At 47.3% G+C, this 17,864-nt stretch carries 15 protein-coding genes; 2 read left to right on the forward strand and 13 right to left on the reverse strand.

The genetic code is table 11. The features are described 5' to 3' along the window. Positions 1–1,503, forward strand: coding sequence for a thiamine phosphate synthase (gene thiE / locus FE785_RS09015; protein ID WP_138565431.1), 1,503 nt, complete (start codon positions 1–3; stop codon positions 1,501–1,503). 26 nt (positions 1,504–1,529) lie between these two features. Here thiE and lspA read toward each other — a convergent pair whose 3' ends face one another. The 4 genes from lspA to murJ all read right to left on the reverse strand — a co-directional run bounded on the left by lspA (position 1,530) and on the right by murJ (position 7,934). Beyond that, positions 1,530–2,075: a signal peptidase II gene (lspA, locus tag FE785_RS09020; protein ID WP_138565432.1), complete on the reverse strand. Its 546-nt coding sequence runs from the start codon at positions 2,073–2,075 to the stop codon at positions 1,530–1,532. Positions 2,076–2,306: 231 nt separating this feature from the next. Next, a complete protein-coding gene (ileS, locus tag FE785_RS09025; protein ID WP_138565433.1) occupies positions 2,307–5,135 on the reverse strand; it encodes an isoleucine--tRNA ligase in 2,829 nt (942 codons plus the stop codon). A 124-nt stretch (positions 5,136–5,259) separates the two neighbouring features. Continuing rightward, positions 5,260–6,222 carry a bifunctional riboflavin kinase/FAD synthetase gene (gene ribF, locus FE785_RS09030; RefSeq protein WP_138565434.1) on the reverse strand — a complete coding sequence of 321 codons (963 nt, stop codon included), beginning with the start codon at positions 6,220–6,222 and terminating at the stop codon, positions 5,260–5,262. Positions 6,223–6,401: 179 nt separating this feature from the next. Continuing rightward, on the reverse strand, positions 6,402–7,934 hold the full coding sequence (murJ, locus tag FE785_RS09035; RefSeq protein ID WP_138565435.1) for a murein biosynthesis integral membrane protein MurJ: 1,533 nt from the start codon (positions 7,932–7,934) through the stop codon (positions 6,402–6,404). Positions 7,935–8,262: 328 nt separating this feature from the next. On the opposite strand from murJ, the gene FE785_RS09040 reads away from it, so the two are divergent. After that, positions 8,263–9,894, forward strand: coding sequence for an acetolactate synthase large subunit (locus FE785_RS09040; RefSeq protein ID WP_138565436.1), 1,632 nt, complete (start codon positions 8,263–8,265; stop codon positions 9,892–9,894). Here the strand turns inward: FE785_RS09040 and FE785_RS09045 are convergent. The 9 genes from FE785_RS09045 to leuS form a co-directional block, all read right to left on the reverse strand. After that, the gene (locus FE785_RS09045; protein ID WP_138565437.1) at positions 9,891–10,181 is read right to left on the reverse strand and encodes a DUF3817 domain-containing protein; all 291 of its coding nucleotides are present in this window, start codon (positions 10,179–10,181) and stop codon (positions 9,891–9,893) included. The two genes, FE785_RS09040 and FE785_RS09045, sit on opposite strands and share 4 nt — an antisense overlap. Positions 10,182–10,267: 86 nt before the next feature. Beyond that, positions 10,268–10,531: a 30S ribosomal protein S20 gene (gene rpsT, locus FE785_RS09050; RefSeq protein WP_138565438.1), complete on the reverse strand. Its 264-nt coding sequence runs from the start codon at positions 10,529–10,531 to the stop codon at positions 10,268–10,270. Between the two features lie 346 nt (positions 10,532–10,877). Next, positions 10,878–11,348 (reverse strand): 23S rRNA (pseudouridine(1915)-N(3))-methyltransferase RlmH, encoded by a 471-nt coding sequence (gene rlmH, locus FE785_RS09055; RefSeq protein WP_138565439.1) that lies wholly within the window; start codon positions 11,346–11,348, stop codon positions 10,878–10,880. A gap of 14 nt (positions 11,349–11,362) precedes the next feature. Continuing rightward, entirely contained in the window at positions 11,363–11,716 is a 354-nt protein-coding gene (rsfS, locus tag FE785_RS09060; protein WP_338065092.1) for a ribosome silencing factor, read from the reverse strand. Between the two features lie 63 nt (positions 11,717–11,779). Beyond that, positions 11,780–12,409, reverse strand: coding sequence for a nicotinate-nucleotide adenylyltransferase (gene nadD, locus FE785_RS09065; RefSeq protein ID WP_238696256.1), 630 nt, complete (start codon positions 12,407–12,409; stop codon positions 11,780–11,782). After that, complete coding sequence (locus FE785_RS09070; RefSeq protein ID WP_138565440.1) at positions 12,410–13,663, reverse strand: glutamate-5-semialdehyde dehydrogenase; 1,254 nt, start codon at positions 13,661–13,663, stop codon at positions 12,410–12,412. A gap of 74 nt (positions 13,664–13,737) precedes the next feature. Continuing rightward, complete coding sequence (gene holA / locus FE785_RS09075; RefSeq protein ID WP_138565441.1) at positions 13,738–14,775, reverse strand: DNA polymerase III subunit delta; 1,038 nt, start codon at positions 14,773–14,775, stop codon at positions 13,738–13,740. A gap of 51 nt (positions 14,776–14,826) precedes the next feature. Next, a complete protein-coding gene (locus FE785_RS09080; RefSeq protein WP_168188952.1) occupies positions 14,827–15,381 on the reverse strand; it encodes an LPS-assembly lipoprotein LptE in 555 nt (184 codons plus the stop codon). 2 nt (positions 15,382–15,383) lie between these two features. Next, positions 15,384–17,846, reverse strand: coding sequence for a leucine--tRNA ligase (gene leuS, locus FE785_RS09085; RefSeq protein WP_138565443.1), 2,463 nt, complete (start codon positions 17,844–17,846; stop codon positions 15,384–15,386). Between the last annotated feature and the right edge of the window lie 18 nt (positions 17,847–17,864).

Genomic DNA, 17,864 nt, shown 5'->3' on the forward strand with positions numbered 1-17,864 from the left:
ATGAATCCGTTTTCTCCTCGTCCGGTGTTATGGACGATTGCCGGCTCCGACTGTAGTGGTGGCGCAGGTATTCAAGCCGATATCAAAACAGCACATATACTGGGTATGGAGGTTTGCAGCCTGATCACCGCCAATACCGTGCAAAACTCTATGCAGCTATTCAGCATTAACCCTGTAGAGGTCGATACTTTAGAGCAACAGTTCGATGCTTTGCTCAGCGATAAAACACCGGCCGCAATCAAAATCGGAATGCTTGCCGATAACCGACAGTTACGATGGCTGATTGGTCGCCTGCGACAATTTGCTCCATCGAATAAACCGATTATTGTCTTGGACCCGGTTATCAAAGCCTCGGTTGGCGGCGATCTAAGTCAGGAAGCGCTGGATATTTCTTTGCTGCAGCAGCTTATGACGCTGGTTGATTTAATCACCCCTAACTGGTCTGAAGCTCAATATCTCAGCGAAACTCACCAGAAAGACCCAGAGCGCTGCTGGCAATCTTTACAACAGTTTGGTGCTCAAGCCCTAATCATAAGCGGCGGCCATGGTGACGATACAGATGTGGTTATCGACCACTGTTTTTTTGCCGAGCAGCATCTGCAACTGCAATCGACAAAGGCACAAACCGCTTATGGTCATGGTAGCGGTTGCACGTTGTCCACCGCTCTGGCCTGTTTTCTGGCGCAAGGCTATCTGCTAAGGGATGCCTTTATTCACGCACAAGCATTTATCAACAAAGCGTTTAGTTTGTGTCCAGACAATAGCGACTATTATGGTTCGCTGATCCAACCGAGTTGGCCGGTGGAAAAAACCTTTTATCCCAGGGTAATAAACCCCAAAGCCGAGAACCTGCCCGCATTTGCCAGATTAGAGCATCAATATCTTGGGCTTTATCCGGTTGTCGATTCAGTTGCATGGTTGGAAAAACTCATGCCTTTGGGTATTAAAATCATTCAATTGAGGCTGAAAAATAAAACTACCGCTGAACTGAAACAGGCTATAAAACAAGCGGTGCAACTATCCAAGGCATACCCGCAATGTCAGTTGTTTATTAATGATTATTGGCAGTTGGCCATTGAATATGGCGCTTTTGGAGTGCATTTAGGCCAAGAAGACCTGCAAGCATTGAGTAGAGATGAATTGCATAAAATACAACAATCGATTCGTTTGGGTATCAGTACTCATGGAGCCTATGAGTTTATTTTAGCGCAGCAGATCCAACCGAGTTATCTTGCCATAGGTGCGATTTTTCCGACCCAAACCAAAGATATGACTGGACAGATTCAAGGCATAGAGAATTTGCGCCATTTAATGACTTTAAGGGATCAAAAGCGAGATCAACAGCAATTGCCGGTGGTCGCCATTGGTGGTATCTCATTGCAAAGAGCGGCAAGTGTAAAGCAAACCGGCGTGGACAGTATTGCGGTGGTTACCGCGATTACCAAAGCGGATGACTTTAAAAAAGCCGTTACAGACTTTCAGCAGTTATTAACTGTTAAATAAAAAACCTTTGAGGCCGGTGCAAAGGTTTAAGCCGTTTCATTGGCTTTTTTCAACTTTTTCAGCTTCTCCGCTTGCACTGCGTTTTTCGCCGCTCTTGGTTTTAACACCAACTCGCTTAGGAGCAATAAACCGGCGCCAATACTGATGGCAATATCGGCAACATTGAAGGTCGCATAATGCCAAGAACCGATATAGAAATCGACAAAATCGGTCACTCGCCCGGCTAATACACGATCGATTACATTTCCGATCGCTCCACCCAATACCAAGTTCACTCCCCATACTTCTGTGGTGAATTTATTGGGCAGACGATATAACCAGAACACGAGAATCACACTGACCACAGCGGCAAGCCCGGTAAAGAACCAACGCTGCCATCCTCCCATATCCGCCAAAAAGCTGAAGGCCGCACCGTAGTTATAGGCCAACATCCAATTAAGGTTTGGCATTACCGCTACCGGCTCGGCAAACACCAAATAGCTTTCCGCCAGATATTTGGTGTATTGATCGAAAACAATCACCAAGATTGCCAGCCAGAGGGTTTTTAAAGCCGTGGAATTTGTTGAATTCATAGATAGGTTTCTTTTAGGTTTAAATTAACTCTTAAAGAATTCGAGTATGAGAGTTTAAAAAGCAAAATTAAATTTCGATTTAAAACCGTCGAGGATATTCTTTTGTATTCGCTATTTAGATGGGTTGCTAAACGCCGCCAATTCAAGGAGGGAAATGTGAGCTTACAAATTGTAAGTGACCATTTCCCAACACAGAAGTGGTGATGTTTAGTGCCGAGCTAAATCTGCGAATTATGCAAAGTGACGGGTTTCGCCCGAGCCTGAAACGTTATCTACACAACGCTGACAAAGCTCTGGGTGTTCTTCAATCTGCCCGACTTCTTCACGATGATGCCAACAACGAGCACATTTAGGTTTTTCTGTCGCACCGGCATCAATCCATAGGCCATCAAATTCACTGGCAACCGCGCTGTCCGATTTCTCGGCCATTGGCTTGACAACCGCTTCAGAAGTAATCAATACAAAACGCAATTCATCGCCCAGCTTGTTTAGCTCTGCATATAGACTATCATCGCAGTACAGGGTGATTTCAGCGGTTAGCGATCCTTTAATGACCTTATCATTACGCAATTGCTCAAGTTGTTTGGAAACGGCGGAACGGATTTCCAGCATCTGATTCCAGTAGGCCGAGTTCATTTCCGTGCTTTCATCCAGCTCGGTCAGACCTTCATACCAAGTCGCGACAAATACCGTTTTTTCACGCTCACCCGGTAAGGTCTGCCAGATTTCTTCTGCGGTGAAACTCAGAATCGGAGCCATCCAGCGAGTGAGTGCTTCAACAATATGATACAGCGCTGTCTGGGCAGAACGACGAGCCAAACCATCTGTTTTACAAGTATATTGGCGGTCTTTGATCACATCCAAATAGAACGCACCCAACTCGATTGAGCAGAAATGAGTCATTGCCTGATAGATGCTATGGAAATTATAGCTATCGTAAGCTTCGATAATTTCTTTTTGCACCTTGGCGGCATGGCCGATTGCCCACTTATCTAACGGTAACAAGTCATCATAAGCAACCATATCGGTTGCCGGATTAAAGCCGTTGATATTGGCCAATAAGAAACGGGCGGTATTACGAATACGGCGATATGCATCGGCGGTACGGCTGATGATTTCATCGGAAACGGTCATTTCATAACGGTAGTCAGCGGCCGAAATCCATAGACGCAGGATATCCGCTCCCAGTTTATTGGCGATCTGCTGCGGCGCAACCACATTACCTTTTGACTTAGACATTTTCTTACCGTCTTTATCAACGGTAAAGCCATGGGTTAACACCTGCTTGTATGGCGCTTTGCCTTCGGTCGCCAAGGCAGTCAATAGCGAAGATTGGAACCAACCACGGTGCTGATCGGAACCTTCCAGATATAGATCCGCAGGCGCTTGTAGCTCATCACGCTGATTCAAAACCGTATAGTGAGAGATACCTGAATCGAACCATACATCAAGAATGTCGGTTACCTGCTCATAGTCTTCCGCTTCGGCACCCAAGAAGGCGTTAACGTCTAGTTCATACCATGCATCAATGGATTTTTCTTCAACCATCAACGCGACCTTTTCCATGAGTTCGGTGGTCTGCGGGTGCATTTCACCTGTCACCTTATGTACAAAAATGGTAATCGGCACACCCCAATGGCGCTGACGCGAAATACACCAGTCCGGACGACCTTCGATCATCCCTTCAATACGGTTTTGACCCCATTCAGGAATCCACTGAACCTGCTTGATCTCAGTCATAGCGGCATCACGCAGTCCAGCCTGCTCCATGGATATGAACCATTGCGGCGTGGCGCGGAAAATCAATGGGGTTTTGGTGCGCCAGCAATGCGGATAGCTGTGTTCAATGATTTCGATATGCACCAGCGCTTTATGCTCTTTTAGCACCTCGATAACATGATCATCGACCTTAAGGACGTTCTCGCCTTCAAACAGCTCGGTACCGGCTACATAGTTACCGTTACCGTCAACTGGGCAATCCACTTCCAGATCGTATTTCAGACCTACCTGGAAATCTTCCATACCGTGTGCAGGCGCCGTATGTACACAACCTGTACCGGCATCGGTAGTAACGTGGTCACCTAGGATAATCGGTACGATACGATTATAGAAAGGGTGTTGCAGACGAATCAGGTCAAACTGCTCGCCACGACCATAGGCGATAACCTGGTATTTATCGAAGCCCCAACGATCCATGGCATCCTTGATCATCGCTTCGGCAATGAACAGACGCTCTGGACCGTGTTCACCTTCCACCTGAACGACGGCATATTCCAGTTCAGGATTGATTGAAACCGCTTGGTTAGCCGGTAAGGTCCAAGGCGTAGTTGTCCAGATGACCACTGACAAAGGTCCTTCTCCGGTGTGCTCTTCAACATGGTGGCAACGCTTGAAAAAGGCCTCTTCATCAACCACTTTGAAACGTACATCAATTGACTTGGAACGCTTCATTTCGTATTCCACTTCGGCTTCGGCCAAGGCAGAGCGACCGCCTACCGACCAATAAACCGGCTTGGTACCTTTCATTAGATGACCGTTTTCAATGATACGCGCCAAAGCACGGATTTCATCGGCTTCAAATTTAAAGTCTTTGGTCAGATAAGGTTTATCCCAGTCAGCCATAACCCCCAAACGCTGGAAGTCTGCCATCTGCCCTTCAACCTGTTTCTGCGCGTAATCACGACAAGCTTGACGGAAATCTGTCGCATTGATCTTGGCGCCAACCTTACCTTTTTTCTTTTCCACATTCAGCTCAATCGGTAAACCGTGGCAGTCCCAACCCGGAACAAAAGGCGCATCAAAGCCGCTTAAGCCTTTTGACTTAACGATCATGTCTTTAAGCACCTTGTTCACAGCGTGACCGATATGGATATCACCATTCGCATATGGAGGACCATCATGCAAAATAAACTTAGGACGACCAGCCATGTGCTCACGCACGGTATTGTAAAGTCCCTCATCTAACCATTTCTCTACCTGTTGAGGTTCACGGTTAGGCAAATTTCCACGCATTGGGAAATCCGTTTCAGGAAGGTTCAAGGTCGGTTTATAGTCTGTCATATCACACTTCGCTATGGTTACACTGGCTAAGCCAGAGGTTGCAATTCAAAATTTTCTTTTTTTGTTTGATAACGCCACTGGCATTACCTGAATATTCTTGTTCTTTAGGATGATTCCAAAGTCATCAGTCGCCGGCATTTTGCAGCAATTGGCGAGCGGCTTGGGCATCGATCTGAATCTGTTTTTGCAATTCATCCAAACCGTTAAACTTCATCTCAGGACGGATAAATTGCTGCAAAACCACCTCAATATGGCGGCCGTAAACATCTTCTTGCCAATCAAACAGATGCACTTCTATCGAAGGCCTTAAGCCCTCAATGGTTGGACGGATACCGATATTCGCCACGCCCGGCCAAGGCTTATCACTCAGACCGTTTACGCGAACGGCAAACACGCCCATTACCGGCATCTGCTTGCGCTTTGGGTTGATGTTCAGGGTTGGGAAACCTATGGTTCTCCCCAACTTCTGGCCATGAATCACACGGCCATTAAAAGTAAATTCACGCCCCAGCAGTTTTTTTACCTGAGCTAAATCCGGCCGCTGTTCATCATTGTCGATTAATGCCTGACGGATACGTGTACTACTGACACGTTCACCTTCGATATCGAAGGTCGGCATATCGACCACCTCAAAACCATTCGTCTGACCGCAAGACTGCAATAGCGCAAAATCGCCTTGGCGGCTTTTGCCGAAACGGAAGTCATCACCCACCACCAAATGGCGGACGCGACATTGTTTGACCAGCACCTGATCGATAAACTGTGCCGCACTCAATTCAGCAAAAAGCTGGTTAAAGTGTACGCAGATAACATAATCGATGCCCGTATCCGTCAAGGCTTTCAGTTTTTCGCGCAGGTTCATTAAACGAACCGGCGCTTTTTGCGGGGAAAAAAACTCAATCGGCAAAGGCTCAAAAATCATCACCACACTCGGTATAGCCAATTGCTCGGCTTTTTTGCGCAGTGCTTTCAAGACTTGCAGATGACCACTATGTACGCCATCGAAATTGCCGATGGTCATGGCGCAGCCGTTTTCTAACGCGGCGGAAAATCTTGGCAAATTGTGAAGTCCGCGTATCAACTGCATGGGCTTTTTCACCGTAAAAAATCTAACCGCAAATTATAGCTTATTAATCGTCATTTCTTGACGTAAATCGTTTAAAAATGATGATTTTTTTAAGTTTAAACGGATACAAATTAGTGAAATTTCACTTAATGATCCCGTAACAACCTAATTAACCGACATTTCATAACCGTCAATGTCACTTAAGCCTTACTCAACAGACGTTTTGGATTCAATCCGGTTGCCATCAAGGTAGCCGCATAAAGCGCCATGGCTCCCCCCACCAAAACCGACAACCACCACAAACGCTGCCAGACATCAAAGTCATGCCACTGTTGCGTTTCCGGCACCAACCACAATAAGAACAGCACCAGAACGATATTAGCCAACAACGCCTGTAACCACCATTTAGGCCAACCGGCCAACGGCTGATAAACCTGCTGTTTACGCAAATAAAAATACAATAAACCGGCATTGATAAACGCCGAAATAGTGGTGGCGGCGGCCAGCCCGACATGAGCGAATGGACCGATTAACAACAGGTTCAAAACGATATTGCTCAATAACGCCACCACCGCGACCTTAACAGGCGTTTTCATATCCTTACGCGCATAAAATGCCGGCGCCAGAATCTTCACCAGAATAAAGCCCAGTAAGCCAAATGAATAGGCCATCAGACTCATACTCGACATATGCACATCATGCGCGGTAAAAGCGCCATAAAAAAACAAGGTTGCGATTAATGGCTCGGCCAAAATCAGCAACCCCAAGGTCGCCGGAATACCGATTACCACGACTAAACGCAACGCGCTATCAATATCCTGCTGAAAGCCCTGCCAGTTTTCATTGGCGGCTTTCTTCGACAAGCCCGGCAACACCACTGTTGCCAAAGCGACACCGAATACCCCTAATGGGAATTCCATTAAGCGGTCTGAATAATACAACCATGACACCGAGCCTGTGACCAGAAATGAAGCCAGAATCGTATCCACCAGCAAGTTAATCTGCGCCACCGAAACCCCAAACAGTGCAGGCAACATCAAACGCTTGATTTCCGAGACACCCGGATCGGATTTTCGCGACGGGTGCGGCAATAAATCGAGTCGATATAAAAACGGCAGATGGAACATCAACTGGACAAAACCGGCAACCAGCACCGCCCAAGCCAGCGCCATAACAGGGACATCCAATAAAGGCGCCAGCCAAATCGCAAAACTGATAATCACCAGATTCAATAATACCGGTGTGAATGCCGGTACCGCAAACTGGTTATAGGTGTTCATAATCGCCGATGAAAACGCCACCAACGAAATCAATAACAGGTAAGGAAAGGTAATCGCCAGCATATCCGAGGCGAGGGCGAACTTTTCAGGCTGGTCCAAAAATCCCGGGGCAAACACCATCATCCACAAAGACGAACCAAATACCCCGAAGGCGGTGAGCAACAATAAAATACCGCCAAGACGGAAACTGACCGCATTGACTAGGTGTTTAACCGCTTCATGACCGCGTTTTTCCTTGGCCTCGGCCAGTACCGGAACAAATGCTTGCGAAAATGCGCCTTCGGCAAACAGACGACGAAAGAAGTTAGGTATCTTAAAGGCGACAAAAAACGCATCAGCGCCCATTGAAGCCCCGAAATAGCGCGCGATAACAACATCGCGAACAAATCCCAGCACCCGGGAAATCATGGTCATGCCGCCAACCGTTGCGGTGGCTTTAATAATGCGTTTCAATGCAAAGTCCGTTATTGAATCGACAAGCCGCTAAAACACGTTTTTGAACAGGTTCTGCCGATGAAAAATTAGCTGTTGAATGATTTGGCAAACTCTACGGTTTGACTCAATTAAAGCCGATTGTATCAAAGCCTAGGGCGATGACATAGCAATCTGGCCATCAATATAAACTCTTCCGGAAAAACTTATATATAGTCTCTTTATAGATTAGTAAAAAAGCTTTTGCTTTAGAGTTAATGACAATTATGTAATCATAGAACAGTATGACGTCCAATAGAGCTATGAAAACTTACTAACATTTACTGATATTAAGGTAAAGGAGACAGCCATGAAAGCTGCAGAGTTGTTTGTTAAGTGCTTGGAAAACGAAGATGTGCAATATATCTTTGGTATTCCAGGGGAAGAAAACCTTGATCTGATGGACGCCCTGCATGATAGCGATATTGAGTTTATTCTCACCCGTCACGAACAGGGTGCTGCCTTTATGGCCGATGTATACGGCCGCCTGACCGGCCAAGCCGGCGTCTGCTTATCCACCCTAGGCCCCGGAGCCACCAATTTAGTGACCGGTGTGGCCGATGCCAATATGGACCATGCCCCGGTGGTCGCTATTGCCGGACAAGCCAGCACCAACCGACTCCACAAAGAAAGCCATCAGGTTTTGGATCTTGTCAATCTATTTGAACCCATCACGAAGTATAGTACGCAGATACTGACCCCGGATGTCATTCCCGAAGTCGTGCGTAAAGCCTTTAAGGTCGCCGAAGCGGAAAAACCTGGTTGTAGCTTTATCGATTTTCCGGAAAACCTGGCCGAAAAACCGGTAGATAAAACACCATTAAAAAAACAGAGCCCGATGCCACCTATCGCCAACCCTTTTAAAGTGGAACAGGCGGCAGAGATTATTTCCAATGCGCAATTTCCAATTATTCTCGCCGGTAACGGTGCGGTTCGCGCCCATGCCGATGAAGCCCTACAAGAATTTGCCAGCAAATTGAATATCCCTGTAGCCACAACTTTTATGGCCAAAGGGGTTCTGCCTTGCAATAACGAATTGTCGCTGGGAACCATCGGCCTGCAAGCGCATGACTATATCTCCTGCGGAATTGACCGCGCCGATGTGGTGATTTGTGTGGGCTATGACATAGTCGAATACCACCCTCATTTGTGGAACCGTAATCCAGCTACCCAAATTATCCATATTGACACCAAACCGGCGGAAGTCGATGAACACTATATTGTCGCTACCGGTTTAATCGGTGACATAGGCTATGCACTCAACAGCATTGCCGCGATAAGTAAACGCCATACCGGAACACCTTATCAAGGCCTTAAAACCAGAATTCAGGAGACCTTTCATAAACTCGATCAAGATTTAGACTTCCCGGTCAAACCCCAACGTATCCTTAGTGATTTACGTAAGGCCTTAGCTCCTGAAGATATTATTGTCAGTGATGTCGGCGCCCATAAGATGTGGATCGCCAGAATGTATGAGGCACAAGCGCCTAACAGCTGCATTATCTCGAATGGTTTTGCCGCCATGGGTATCGCTCTTCCAGGAGCCATTGCCGCCAAATTGGCCAAACCTGACCAGGTTGCGGTAGCGGTCACCGGTGATGCCGGCTTTCTGATGAATGTACAAGAACTGGAAACCGCCGTGCGCAGAAAAATTCCGGTTATCGTGCTGATTTGGAATGACGAACACTATGGATTGATTAAATGGAAACAGGAAAACCAATTTGGCCGAGAAAGCTATGTCGATTTCACCAACCCGGACTTTCTCAAACTGGCGGAAGCGTTTGGCGCGAAAGGTTACCGCATTGAAAGCACCGACCAGCTGCTACCGACTCTGCAACAAGCCATAGAGGACAACTGCGTGGTATTGATCGATTGTCCGGTGGACTATTCTGAAAACCTAAAATTGACCGAAGAGCTCGGCCATATGATTTGCCCGACTTAATCCGTCAGACTATCTTCTACTTTCAGGTATTTAGCCTTAAACCAAAAAGTACCAAAAGGCACAAAAGAACAGAGCAACCCCAAAAACGCTCTGCTGTCGCTTAAATGGCCACGACTGACATGGTAAAACAGCGCGGCATTAAACAGTAGAAACAAAATACCGTGCGTCTGCCCGACGATCTTAACCGCTTCCGGCATGCCGTAAGAATACTTCAATGGCATGGCGATAAAAAGTAATGCAATTAAGGATAAACCTTCCAATAATGCCAATACACGCAATGCTTGCATGCTTTCTCCTAACAAAAAGACTTTTTTCAGCTATAAAAAAACCGGGCTAGACCCGGTTTTTCCAATCATTCGATTATATCGAAAGATTATGCCATCGCTTTAATACGAGCATTGATACGGCTCTTAGAACGAGCTGCTTTGTTCTTGTTGATAATACCCTTACGAGCCATACCATCAAGTTTTGACTGAGCTACACGGAAAGCCGCGTTTGCAGCTGCCTGATCACCAGCATCGATTGCAGCAAGAACTTTTTTAACTGCTGTACGCATATCAGAGCGTAGAGCTACGTTATGCTGACGACGTGATTCGGCTTGACGAGCGCGCTTAGCTGCCTGTGCTGAGTTTGCCATATTATTTCTCCAGAAATATTTTTACGTGTTAACGATCCGTAGACCTATCATTAACCATTTGATTAACACAACATTGCCCTATGCGTACACAAAACAATGACTACGATGTTTAAGGGAACGAATTATGCCGATTTTTTATTTTCGAGTCAAGTATTTAGTAAACATTTGATTCAAACAGGTACCGTATTAATTGATAGAACCAAGTCCGAAATTGATTTTTAATTGCCATCTTTTGAAAAGAATTCTAAAACGAGCACTTTGCTTAAGATCTAGGCGCGGATTGGCGACGTTTACGACTAGTACACGAGCTAAAGCGCAACGCAGAGATTAAGTAAATAAGCCGTTTTCACTCTCTATGATAGGGATGATTATTTATAACTGACCACGCTCGATAAACCTGTTCGGCCACCAGCACTCTCACCATCGGATGCGGCAAAGTCAGTTTTGACAATCCCCATTTCCACTGCGCCTGTTGGATCAGACTTTGCTCCAACCCATCCGGCCCACCGACGATCAGCGCTATATCCTGGCCACTGGCAAGCCAGGCTTCCATCTTATCGGCCAGCCCTTTGGTGGTGACTTGTTGGCCATGCTCATCCAATACAATGAGCATCGCTCCTTTGGGTATGGCAGCGAGAATGCGCTTGGCTTCTTCGGCTTTATATTTATCCACCGAGCCCGATTTGCCGCGTGTTGCCATCGGCAACTCATGCAGTTTCAGTTCACAGGCTTTAGGCAGACGTTTGGCGTATTCGTTATATCCGTCCTGTACCCACTTGGGCATTTTCTGGCCAACGGTAATAAAGTGGATAATCATAAAAACGTGATGGGTTACTCAGCCGCTTGTTCTGGCTTATTCTTGATATCCCAAAGTTTTTCCAATGCATAATGCGCACGGGCACCTTCGGTCATCACATGGACAATCACATCACCCAAATCGATGAGCACCCAGTCAGGCTGCGGACCTGTCTCGACCCCCATTGGCGGCTCACCGGCATCCTTAAACGCTTGTTCTACAAACGAACCACAAGAACGCACATGGGTGGTCGATGTACCGGTTGCCACAATCATCAAATCGGCAAAACTGCTCACACCAGCAACATCAATTACTTGGATATCACGCGCTTTGGCATCTTCTAGCGTGGTAACCACCAGGTTTTCCACTTCTTTTAAATTCATACTCATCGAGTTCTTTGACCCCTTTGCCTGTTTTGGCGAATCAATCGCATTTGCATAATCTACCGCCCGCTATTGCGCGCGATATAATTTGTTGTTTTCAATATATTGTAAGACCTTAAACGGCAGTAAATATTGCACACTTAAATTCTGGCCTAAATAATCGCGAATTTGGGTGGAGCTAATATCCAACTGTGTCACCGCCAGATCACTAATCTGTCCGTAGGCAGCCGTAAATTCATCGACCTGATGTTGCTGGTAAATTTCACCTACTTTACCTTGTTGCGGTACCGGTTCTCCCGGACGATGCAAGATAACAATATTGGCCAATTCCAAAATGCGCTGCCACTGATACCACCCGTCGAATTTGGCAAACGCATCGGTTCCCATCATTAAAACCAAAGAATCCTCGGCAAACTCTTTTCTAAGAATCTCCAAGGTTTCCACCATATAAGATGGTCCACCTTTGAGCAGTTCGGTTTTATCGAGAACAAAGTTCGGCTGCCCCTGCAGAGCCAACTCAATCATCTCACAACGCTGTTCGGCCGACACTTGTGGCTTACCGCGATGCACCGGTTGAAAACAAGGAATAAAGCGCACCTGGTGTAACCCCAACAGCTGCATTGCTTCCAAAGCCGGACGCAAATGACCGTAATGAATCGGATCAAAGGTACCGCCATTTATTCCGATAAAACGCATCATTTACTGACGGATGGTTCCGTCACCCAAAACGATATACTTCTGTGACGTCAACCCTTCCAGACCGACCGGACCACGCGCATGAAATTTATCGGTACTGATGCCGATTTCCGCACCCAAGCCATATTCAAAGCCATCGGCAAAACGCGTTGATGCATTAACCATTACCGAGCTTGAATCGACTTCAGCCAAGAATCGACGTGCCGTAGTAAAGTTCTCGGTAATAATCGATTCGGTATGCCCTGAGCTAAAGCTGGCGATATGATCCATTGCCGCGTCCACATCGGCGACAACCTTAATCGACAATACCGGCGCCAGATATTCGCTCGCCCAATCCTCTTCGCTCGCCGCTTTGGCATCGATAATCGCACAAGTTTTTTCACAACCGCGCAACTCGACCTGTTTTTCGGCATAAAGCTTGGCCAGCTCAGGTAATACCTTCTCAGCCTGAGATTCGGCCACTAATAAGGTTTCCATCGCATTACAAACGCCATAGCGATGAGTTTTCGCGTTAAGCGCTACCTTCACCGCTTTTTCAAAGTCGGCATCGTCATCGATATAAACGTGACAGATTCCATCCAGATGTTTTATCACCGGAACTCGTGCGCCCTGGCTAATACGCTCGATAAGCCCTTTACCGCCTCGAGGGATAATGACATCAACAAACTCAGGCATGGCAATCAAATGACCAACCACTTCACGATCGGTGGTTTCGATTACCTGCACGGTATCCGCAGCCAAACCGGCATCAGACAAACCTTGCCTAATGCACCCGGCCAAAGCCTGGTTTGAATGCAAGGCTTCGGAGCCGCCGCGTAAAATGGCTGCATTGCCGGATTTCAAACACAACGCCGCGGCATCAATGGTTACATTGGGACGGGATTCATAAATAATACCTACCACCCCTAAAGGTACACGCATCTTGCCAACCTGTATCCCCGACGGCCTAAAACTCATATCGCTGATTTCGCCGACAGGGTCTTGCAAAGCGGCAATTTGACGCAGACCTTCCGCCATAGAGGCAATGGTGACATCGGTAATCGCCAAACGGTCGAGCATCGCTGCATCAAGACCGTTAGCCTCCCCCTTAACCAAATCCTTAGCGTTTTCGGCTTGTAAAGTCGCCTTATTGGCTTCAAGCGCATTGGCCATCGCCAATAAGGCACGGTTTTTCTGCTCGGTTGTGGCACGCAATAAAGCACGCGAAGCTTGTCTTGCTTGAGTGCCGACTTGTGTCATATAGGCTTGAATATCCATAAATACTGTCCAGTTCCCTATTCGGTTTTTTCTTTATATTTGTGTTTAATCAATACGTCACAAAACGCTTTAAGCTATTGGGCGATCTTCGCAATCAACGCCGACATTGCCGACCAAACCTCACGATCATTCAGAATCGGTTGAATGCCCTTAATCATCAGATCGATCTCCAGCGCTTGTTTCAACAACGCCTGCCAACTATGCTGCGACTGTCGTTTTAAAGCCTGGGCATACTCTGTCTGCCGGGATGACCAGATCCTGCATTGCTTAAACGCCTGATTCAAATTGACCTGCTCGGTCAATTTGGCCAGTTCAATTAACTGGCGTAACTCTTTAGCGATCAGCCAGAGAATAACCGGTGCCTCAATACCCTCTTGCTGCAAACGGGTTAACATCTGCAAACTGTGCTGTCGATTACCCATCAGCATCTCGGTCGCTAAGGCAAACAGTTGATAATGCGCTTGATCAACCACATGTTGCTTGACCTGCTCGGCGCTGATCGTCGAACCGGGAGGTAAAATCAATGACAGTTTCACCAGCTCCTGGTCGGCAGCCAATAAGTTGCCTTCAACCCGTTCGGCCAATAGGCTGGCGGCTTCGTTTTCCAAACTTAACCCGTAGACCTGCGCCTGATTCAAACACCACTGTGGTAAGGCATTGCTCGGTACCGGCTTGGCTTGTACCACAAGGCCGGCAGACTCAATCGCCGAAACCCACTTGGCTTTAACCTGGCGACTGTCCAAACGTTCGCATAACACCACCAACACCACCTCTGGCGGCAAGTTGCCATTAGCGTGGTTTAATGCACACCAATCCTGAAAAAATTTAGTGCCGTCTTTACCCGGTGACCCCTTCGGCAAGTTGACTAGAATCATGCGTGTTTCGGCAAATAGCGAGCCTGCTTGGGTGTCCATCTGCAGACTCTGCCAATCGGCATTGGCATCTACATCATAAACATCACCGGCAAGATAACCTTGCTCGGTTAAGCGGTTACGCAAGCCATCCAGACAGTCGCGTAAAAACAGTGGTTCTTCGCCATAAAGCAGATAGATGGGTTTGATATCCAACTGCGATGTTTGTAACTGTTTTAAAAACGCACTGGCTAAAATCACATAGATTCCGTTCTAGTTATCCTAAATAATCAACTCTAGCGTAAACCGCTGTTATTCCGGCTCGGCAAAACTTCGGCTCAAGCGATAAACCAGCTTTTGCGCCAGTTCATCTGCCATATCGAGTTTGATTTGCTGTAATTCGGCATCACCGGCCAACATGGCATTCTGATCAATTCGGCGGTCGCGTGAAGCGCTCACCGCTGCTTGCTTAATGGCTGGCGGCTGATCGGTACTGCCCGTTTTTTGAGTGACTCGGTAACCCTGTGTCATTTTAATCAGCTCGGAAGCGGCATCACCCAAACCATTGGTCGAGGTTTGCGATACCTGTACTTGGGTGGCCGTTAAGGTAATCACCCATGCAGATTCCTGCACCAATTCAACACCTGCCTGCTCCAGTTGAGAAGCGGTTGCATCGGCAATCAAGGCATTCACCCCCGGAGCCAATTCAAGCTGTGCTTGGGCAAAAGGCATGGCACCAATCGCCTGGGAACCTCTTAACTGGAAACCGCAAGCGCTGATTTGAGTCAACAATAATGCAGCCAATGCCGCTGACAACCAACGATTGCTGAACCCATATTTGATTGTCTTTAAGCCTGAAATGATCACGATTAACCTTTTACTACCAAGTTGACCAAACGTCCCGGCACGACAATCTCTTTAACGATCTCTTTGCCATCAATAAACTTCTGTACCGCTTCATCAGCTTTCGCTGCGGCCAAAATAGAGTCCTTGTCGGCATTGGCAGCCACTTCAATCTTACCGCGCAATTTACCGTTTACCTGAACCATCAGCTCGATCTCCGATTTAACCAAGGCCGACTCATCGACTTCTGGCCAATTGACATCGACCACCAAACCTTGATGACCTAAGGCTTCCCATAAACGTTGAGCAATATGCGGAGTCATCGGTGACAGCATCAATACCAAGACTTGCAAAGCTTCTTGCATGACCGCTTTGTCGGCATCGCTATTGACTTCAAACTTAGAAATCTCATTCATCAATTCCATACAAGCGGCAATTGCGGTATTGAATGTTTGACGGCGCCCCATGTCGTCACCGACCTTCTGCAAGGTTTCATGCAGTTTCAGACGCATCGCTTTAGCGGCCTTGTCCAAACCTTCCGAAGAGGTTGCCATCGCGACTGTGCCGTTTTCAATATGCGCATACACTTGGCGCCAAACGCGGTTCAGGAAGCGGAACGCCCCTTCAACACCTTTATCCGACCATTCCAAACTCTGCTCTGGAGGCGCCGCAAACATAATGAATAGACGTACCGTATCGGCACCGAACTTTTCAATCAGACCTTGCGGATCGACGGTATTACCTTTGGACTTCGACATTTTCGAACCATCCAGCAATACCATACCTTGCGTCAGCAGATTCTTGAAGGGTTCATCGGATTTCACCAATCCTTGATCGCGCATCAACTTATGGAAGAAACGCGCATACAGCAAGTGAAGAATGGCATGTTCGATACCACCGATATACTGATCGACCGGAGCCCAATAATCGGCACGTTCATCCAGCATCGCCTCAGAATTATCCTTAGAGGTATAGCGAGCGTGATACCAAGACGATTCGAAGAAAGTATCGAAAGTGTCTGTTTCACGCGTTGCGCGACCGCCACACTGCGGGCAGTCACAATTTTTGAAACTGTCCATTTTTGCCAACGGCGAACCGGAACCATCCGGTACCACATCCTCCGGTAATTTAACCGGTAGCTGCTCTTCAGGCACAGGTAAAGCTCCACACGCCGGGCAATAGATGACCGGGATCGGGCAACCCCAATAACGCTGACGAGAAATACCCCAGTCACGCAGACGATAGTTGGTCTGCTTTTCACCCAGGTTTTTCTCACCCAACACCTTAGCCATTTCATGTAAAGCTTGCTTTGATTTCAAGCCGTCAAATTGTGCGGAATTTACCAGAATACCTTTTTCGGTAAAGGCTTGTTCCGAAACATCAGCGGGCACACCAGCTTCGGTACCGATGACCACCTTAATAGGCAAGTCATAAGCCTTGGCAAATTCATAGTCGCGTTGATCATGTGCCGGAACCGACATCACCGCACCGGTACCATAGCCCATCAAGACAAAGTTGGCGGCCCAGACCGGAACGGTTTCACCGGTAATCGGGTGCTCGACACGAATACCGGTATCGACACCTTTTTTGTCCATGGTTTCCATATCGGCTTCAGCTGTGGAGATGTGTGAACACTCTTCGATAAACGCCGCTAGCGGCTCATTATTGACCGCGGCTTTTTTCGCCAATGGATGATCCGCAGCAATCGCTACATAGGTCACACCCATTAAAGTATCGGGGCGCGTGGTATACACATCCAAAGTGGTGTCTTGGTCTTTGATTGGAAAAGAAATCTGTAAACCGGTAGATTTACCGATCCAGTTTTTCTGCATGGTCTTAACCTGTTCTGGCCAACCATCCAGCTTATCCAAATCTTGTAGAAGTTCTTCGGCATAGTCGGTGATACGCAGGAACCACTGAGCGATTTCCTTACGCTCAACTGGTGCACCAGAACGCCAGCCCTTACCATCGATAACCTGCTCATTCGCCAGAACCGTCATATCCACCGGATCCCAGTTAACCACTGAAAGCTTGCGATAAACCAAACCTTTTTCCATTAGTTTGGTAAATAACCACTGTTCCCAACGGTAGTATTCCGGATGACAGGTAGCGACTTCACGAGTCCAGTCATAAGCCAAGCCCATCGACTTCAGCTGGTTACGCATATAGTCGATGTTTTCATAAGTCCATTTAGCCGGAGCCACCTGATTGGCCATCGCCGCATTTTCCGCCGGCAGACCGAAGGCATCCCATCCCATAGGCTGCAATACATTTTTCCCCTGCATACGCTGAAAACGAGAGATTACATCACCGATGGTGTAGTTACGAACGTGCCCCATATGGAGCTTACCGCTTGGGTAAGGGAACATCGACAAACAGTAGTATTTCTCTTTATCGCTGTCTTCGTTGACAACAAAGGTCTGGTTTTCATCCCAGGTTTTCTGGATTTCAGTTTCAAGTTGCTGTGGATTGTATTGAACTTCTGCCATGGTCTATTTTTCTACTTT

It is taken from the genome of Thiomicrorhabdus sediminis, from assembly GCF_005885815.1.
GTDB classification, from domain to species: Bacteria; Pseudomonadota; Gammaproteobacteria; order Thiomicrospirales; family Thiomicrospiraceae; genus Thiomicrorhabdus; species Thiomicrorhabdus sediminis.

Bases quoted from the DNA above. Each gene is read 5' to 3' on its own strand.
- rpsT (WP_138565438.1), bottom strand. From the start codon at position 10,531: ATGGCAAACTCAGCACAGGCAGCTAAGCGCGCTCGTCAAGCCGAATCA.
- ileS (WP_138565433.1), bottom strand. From the start codon at position 5,135: ATGACAGACTATAAACCGACCTTGAACCTTCCTGAAACGGATTTCCCA.
- ribF (WP_138565434.1), bottom strand. From the start codon at position 6,222: ATGCAGTTGATACGCGGACTTCACAATTTGCCAAGATTTTCCGCCGCG.
- nadD (WP_238696256.1), bottom strand. From the start codon at position 12,409: ATGATGCGTTTTATCGGAATAAATGGCGGTACCTTTGATCCGATTCAT.
- lspA (WP_138565432.1), bottom strand. From the start codon at position 2,075: ATGAATTCAACAAATTCCACGGCTTTAAAAACCCTCTGGCTGGCAATC.
- thiE (WP_138565431.1), top strand. From the start codon at position 1: ATGAATCCGTTTTCTCCTCGTCCGGTGTTATGGACGATTGCCGGCTCC.
- rsfS (WP_338065092.1), bottom strand. From the start codon at position 11,716: ATGAGTATGAATTTAAAAGAAGTGGAAAACCTGGTGGTTACCACGCTA.
- FE785_RS09040 (WP_138565436.1), top strand. From the start codon at position 8,263: ATGAAAGCTGCAGAGTTGTTTGTTAAGTGCTTGGAAAACGAAGATGTG.
- FE785_RS09045 (WP_138565437.1), bottom strand. From the start codon at position 10,181: ATGCAAGCATTGCGTGTATTGGCATTATTGGAAGGTTTATCCTTAATT.
- FE785_RS09070 (WP_138565440.1), bottom strand. From the start codon at position 13,663: ATGGATATTCAAGCCTATATGACACAAGTCGGCACTCAAGCAAGACAA.
- rlmH (WP_138565439.1), bottom strand. From the start codon at position 11,348: ATGATTATCCACTTTATTACCGTTGGCCAGAAAATGCCCAAGTGGGTA.
- leuS (WP_138565443.1), bottom strand. From the start codon at position 17,846: ATGGCAGAAGTTCAATACAATCCACAGCAACTTGAAACTGAAATCCAG.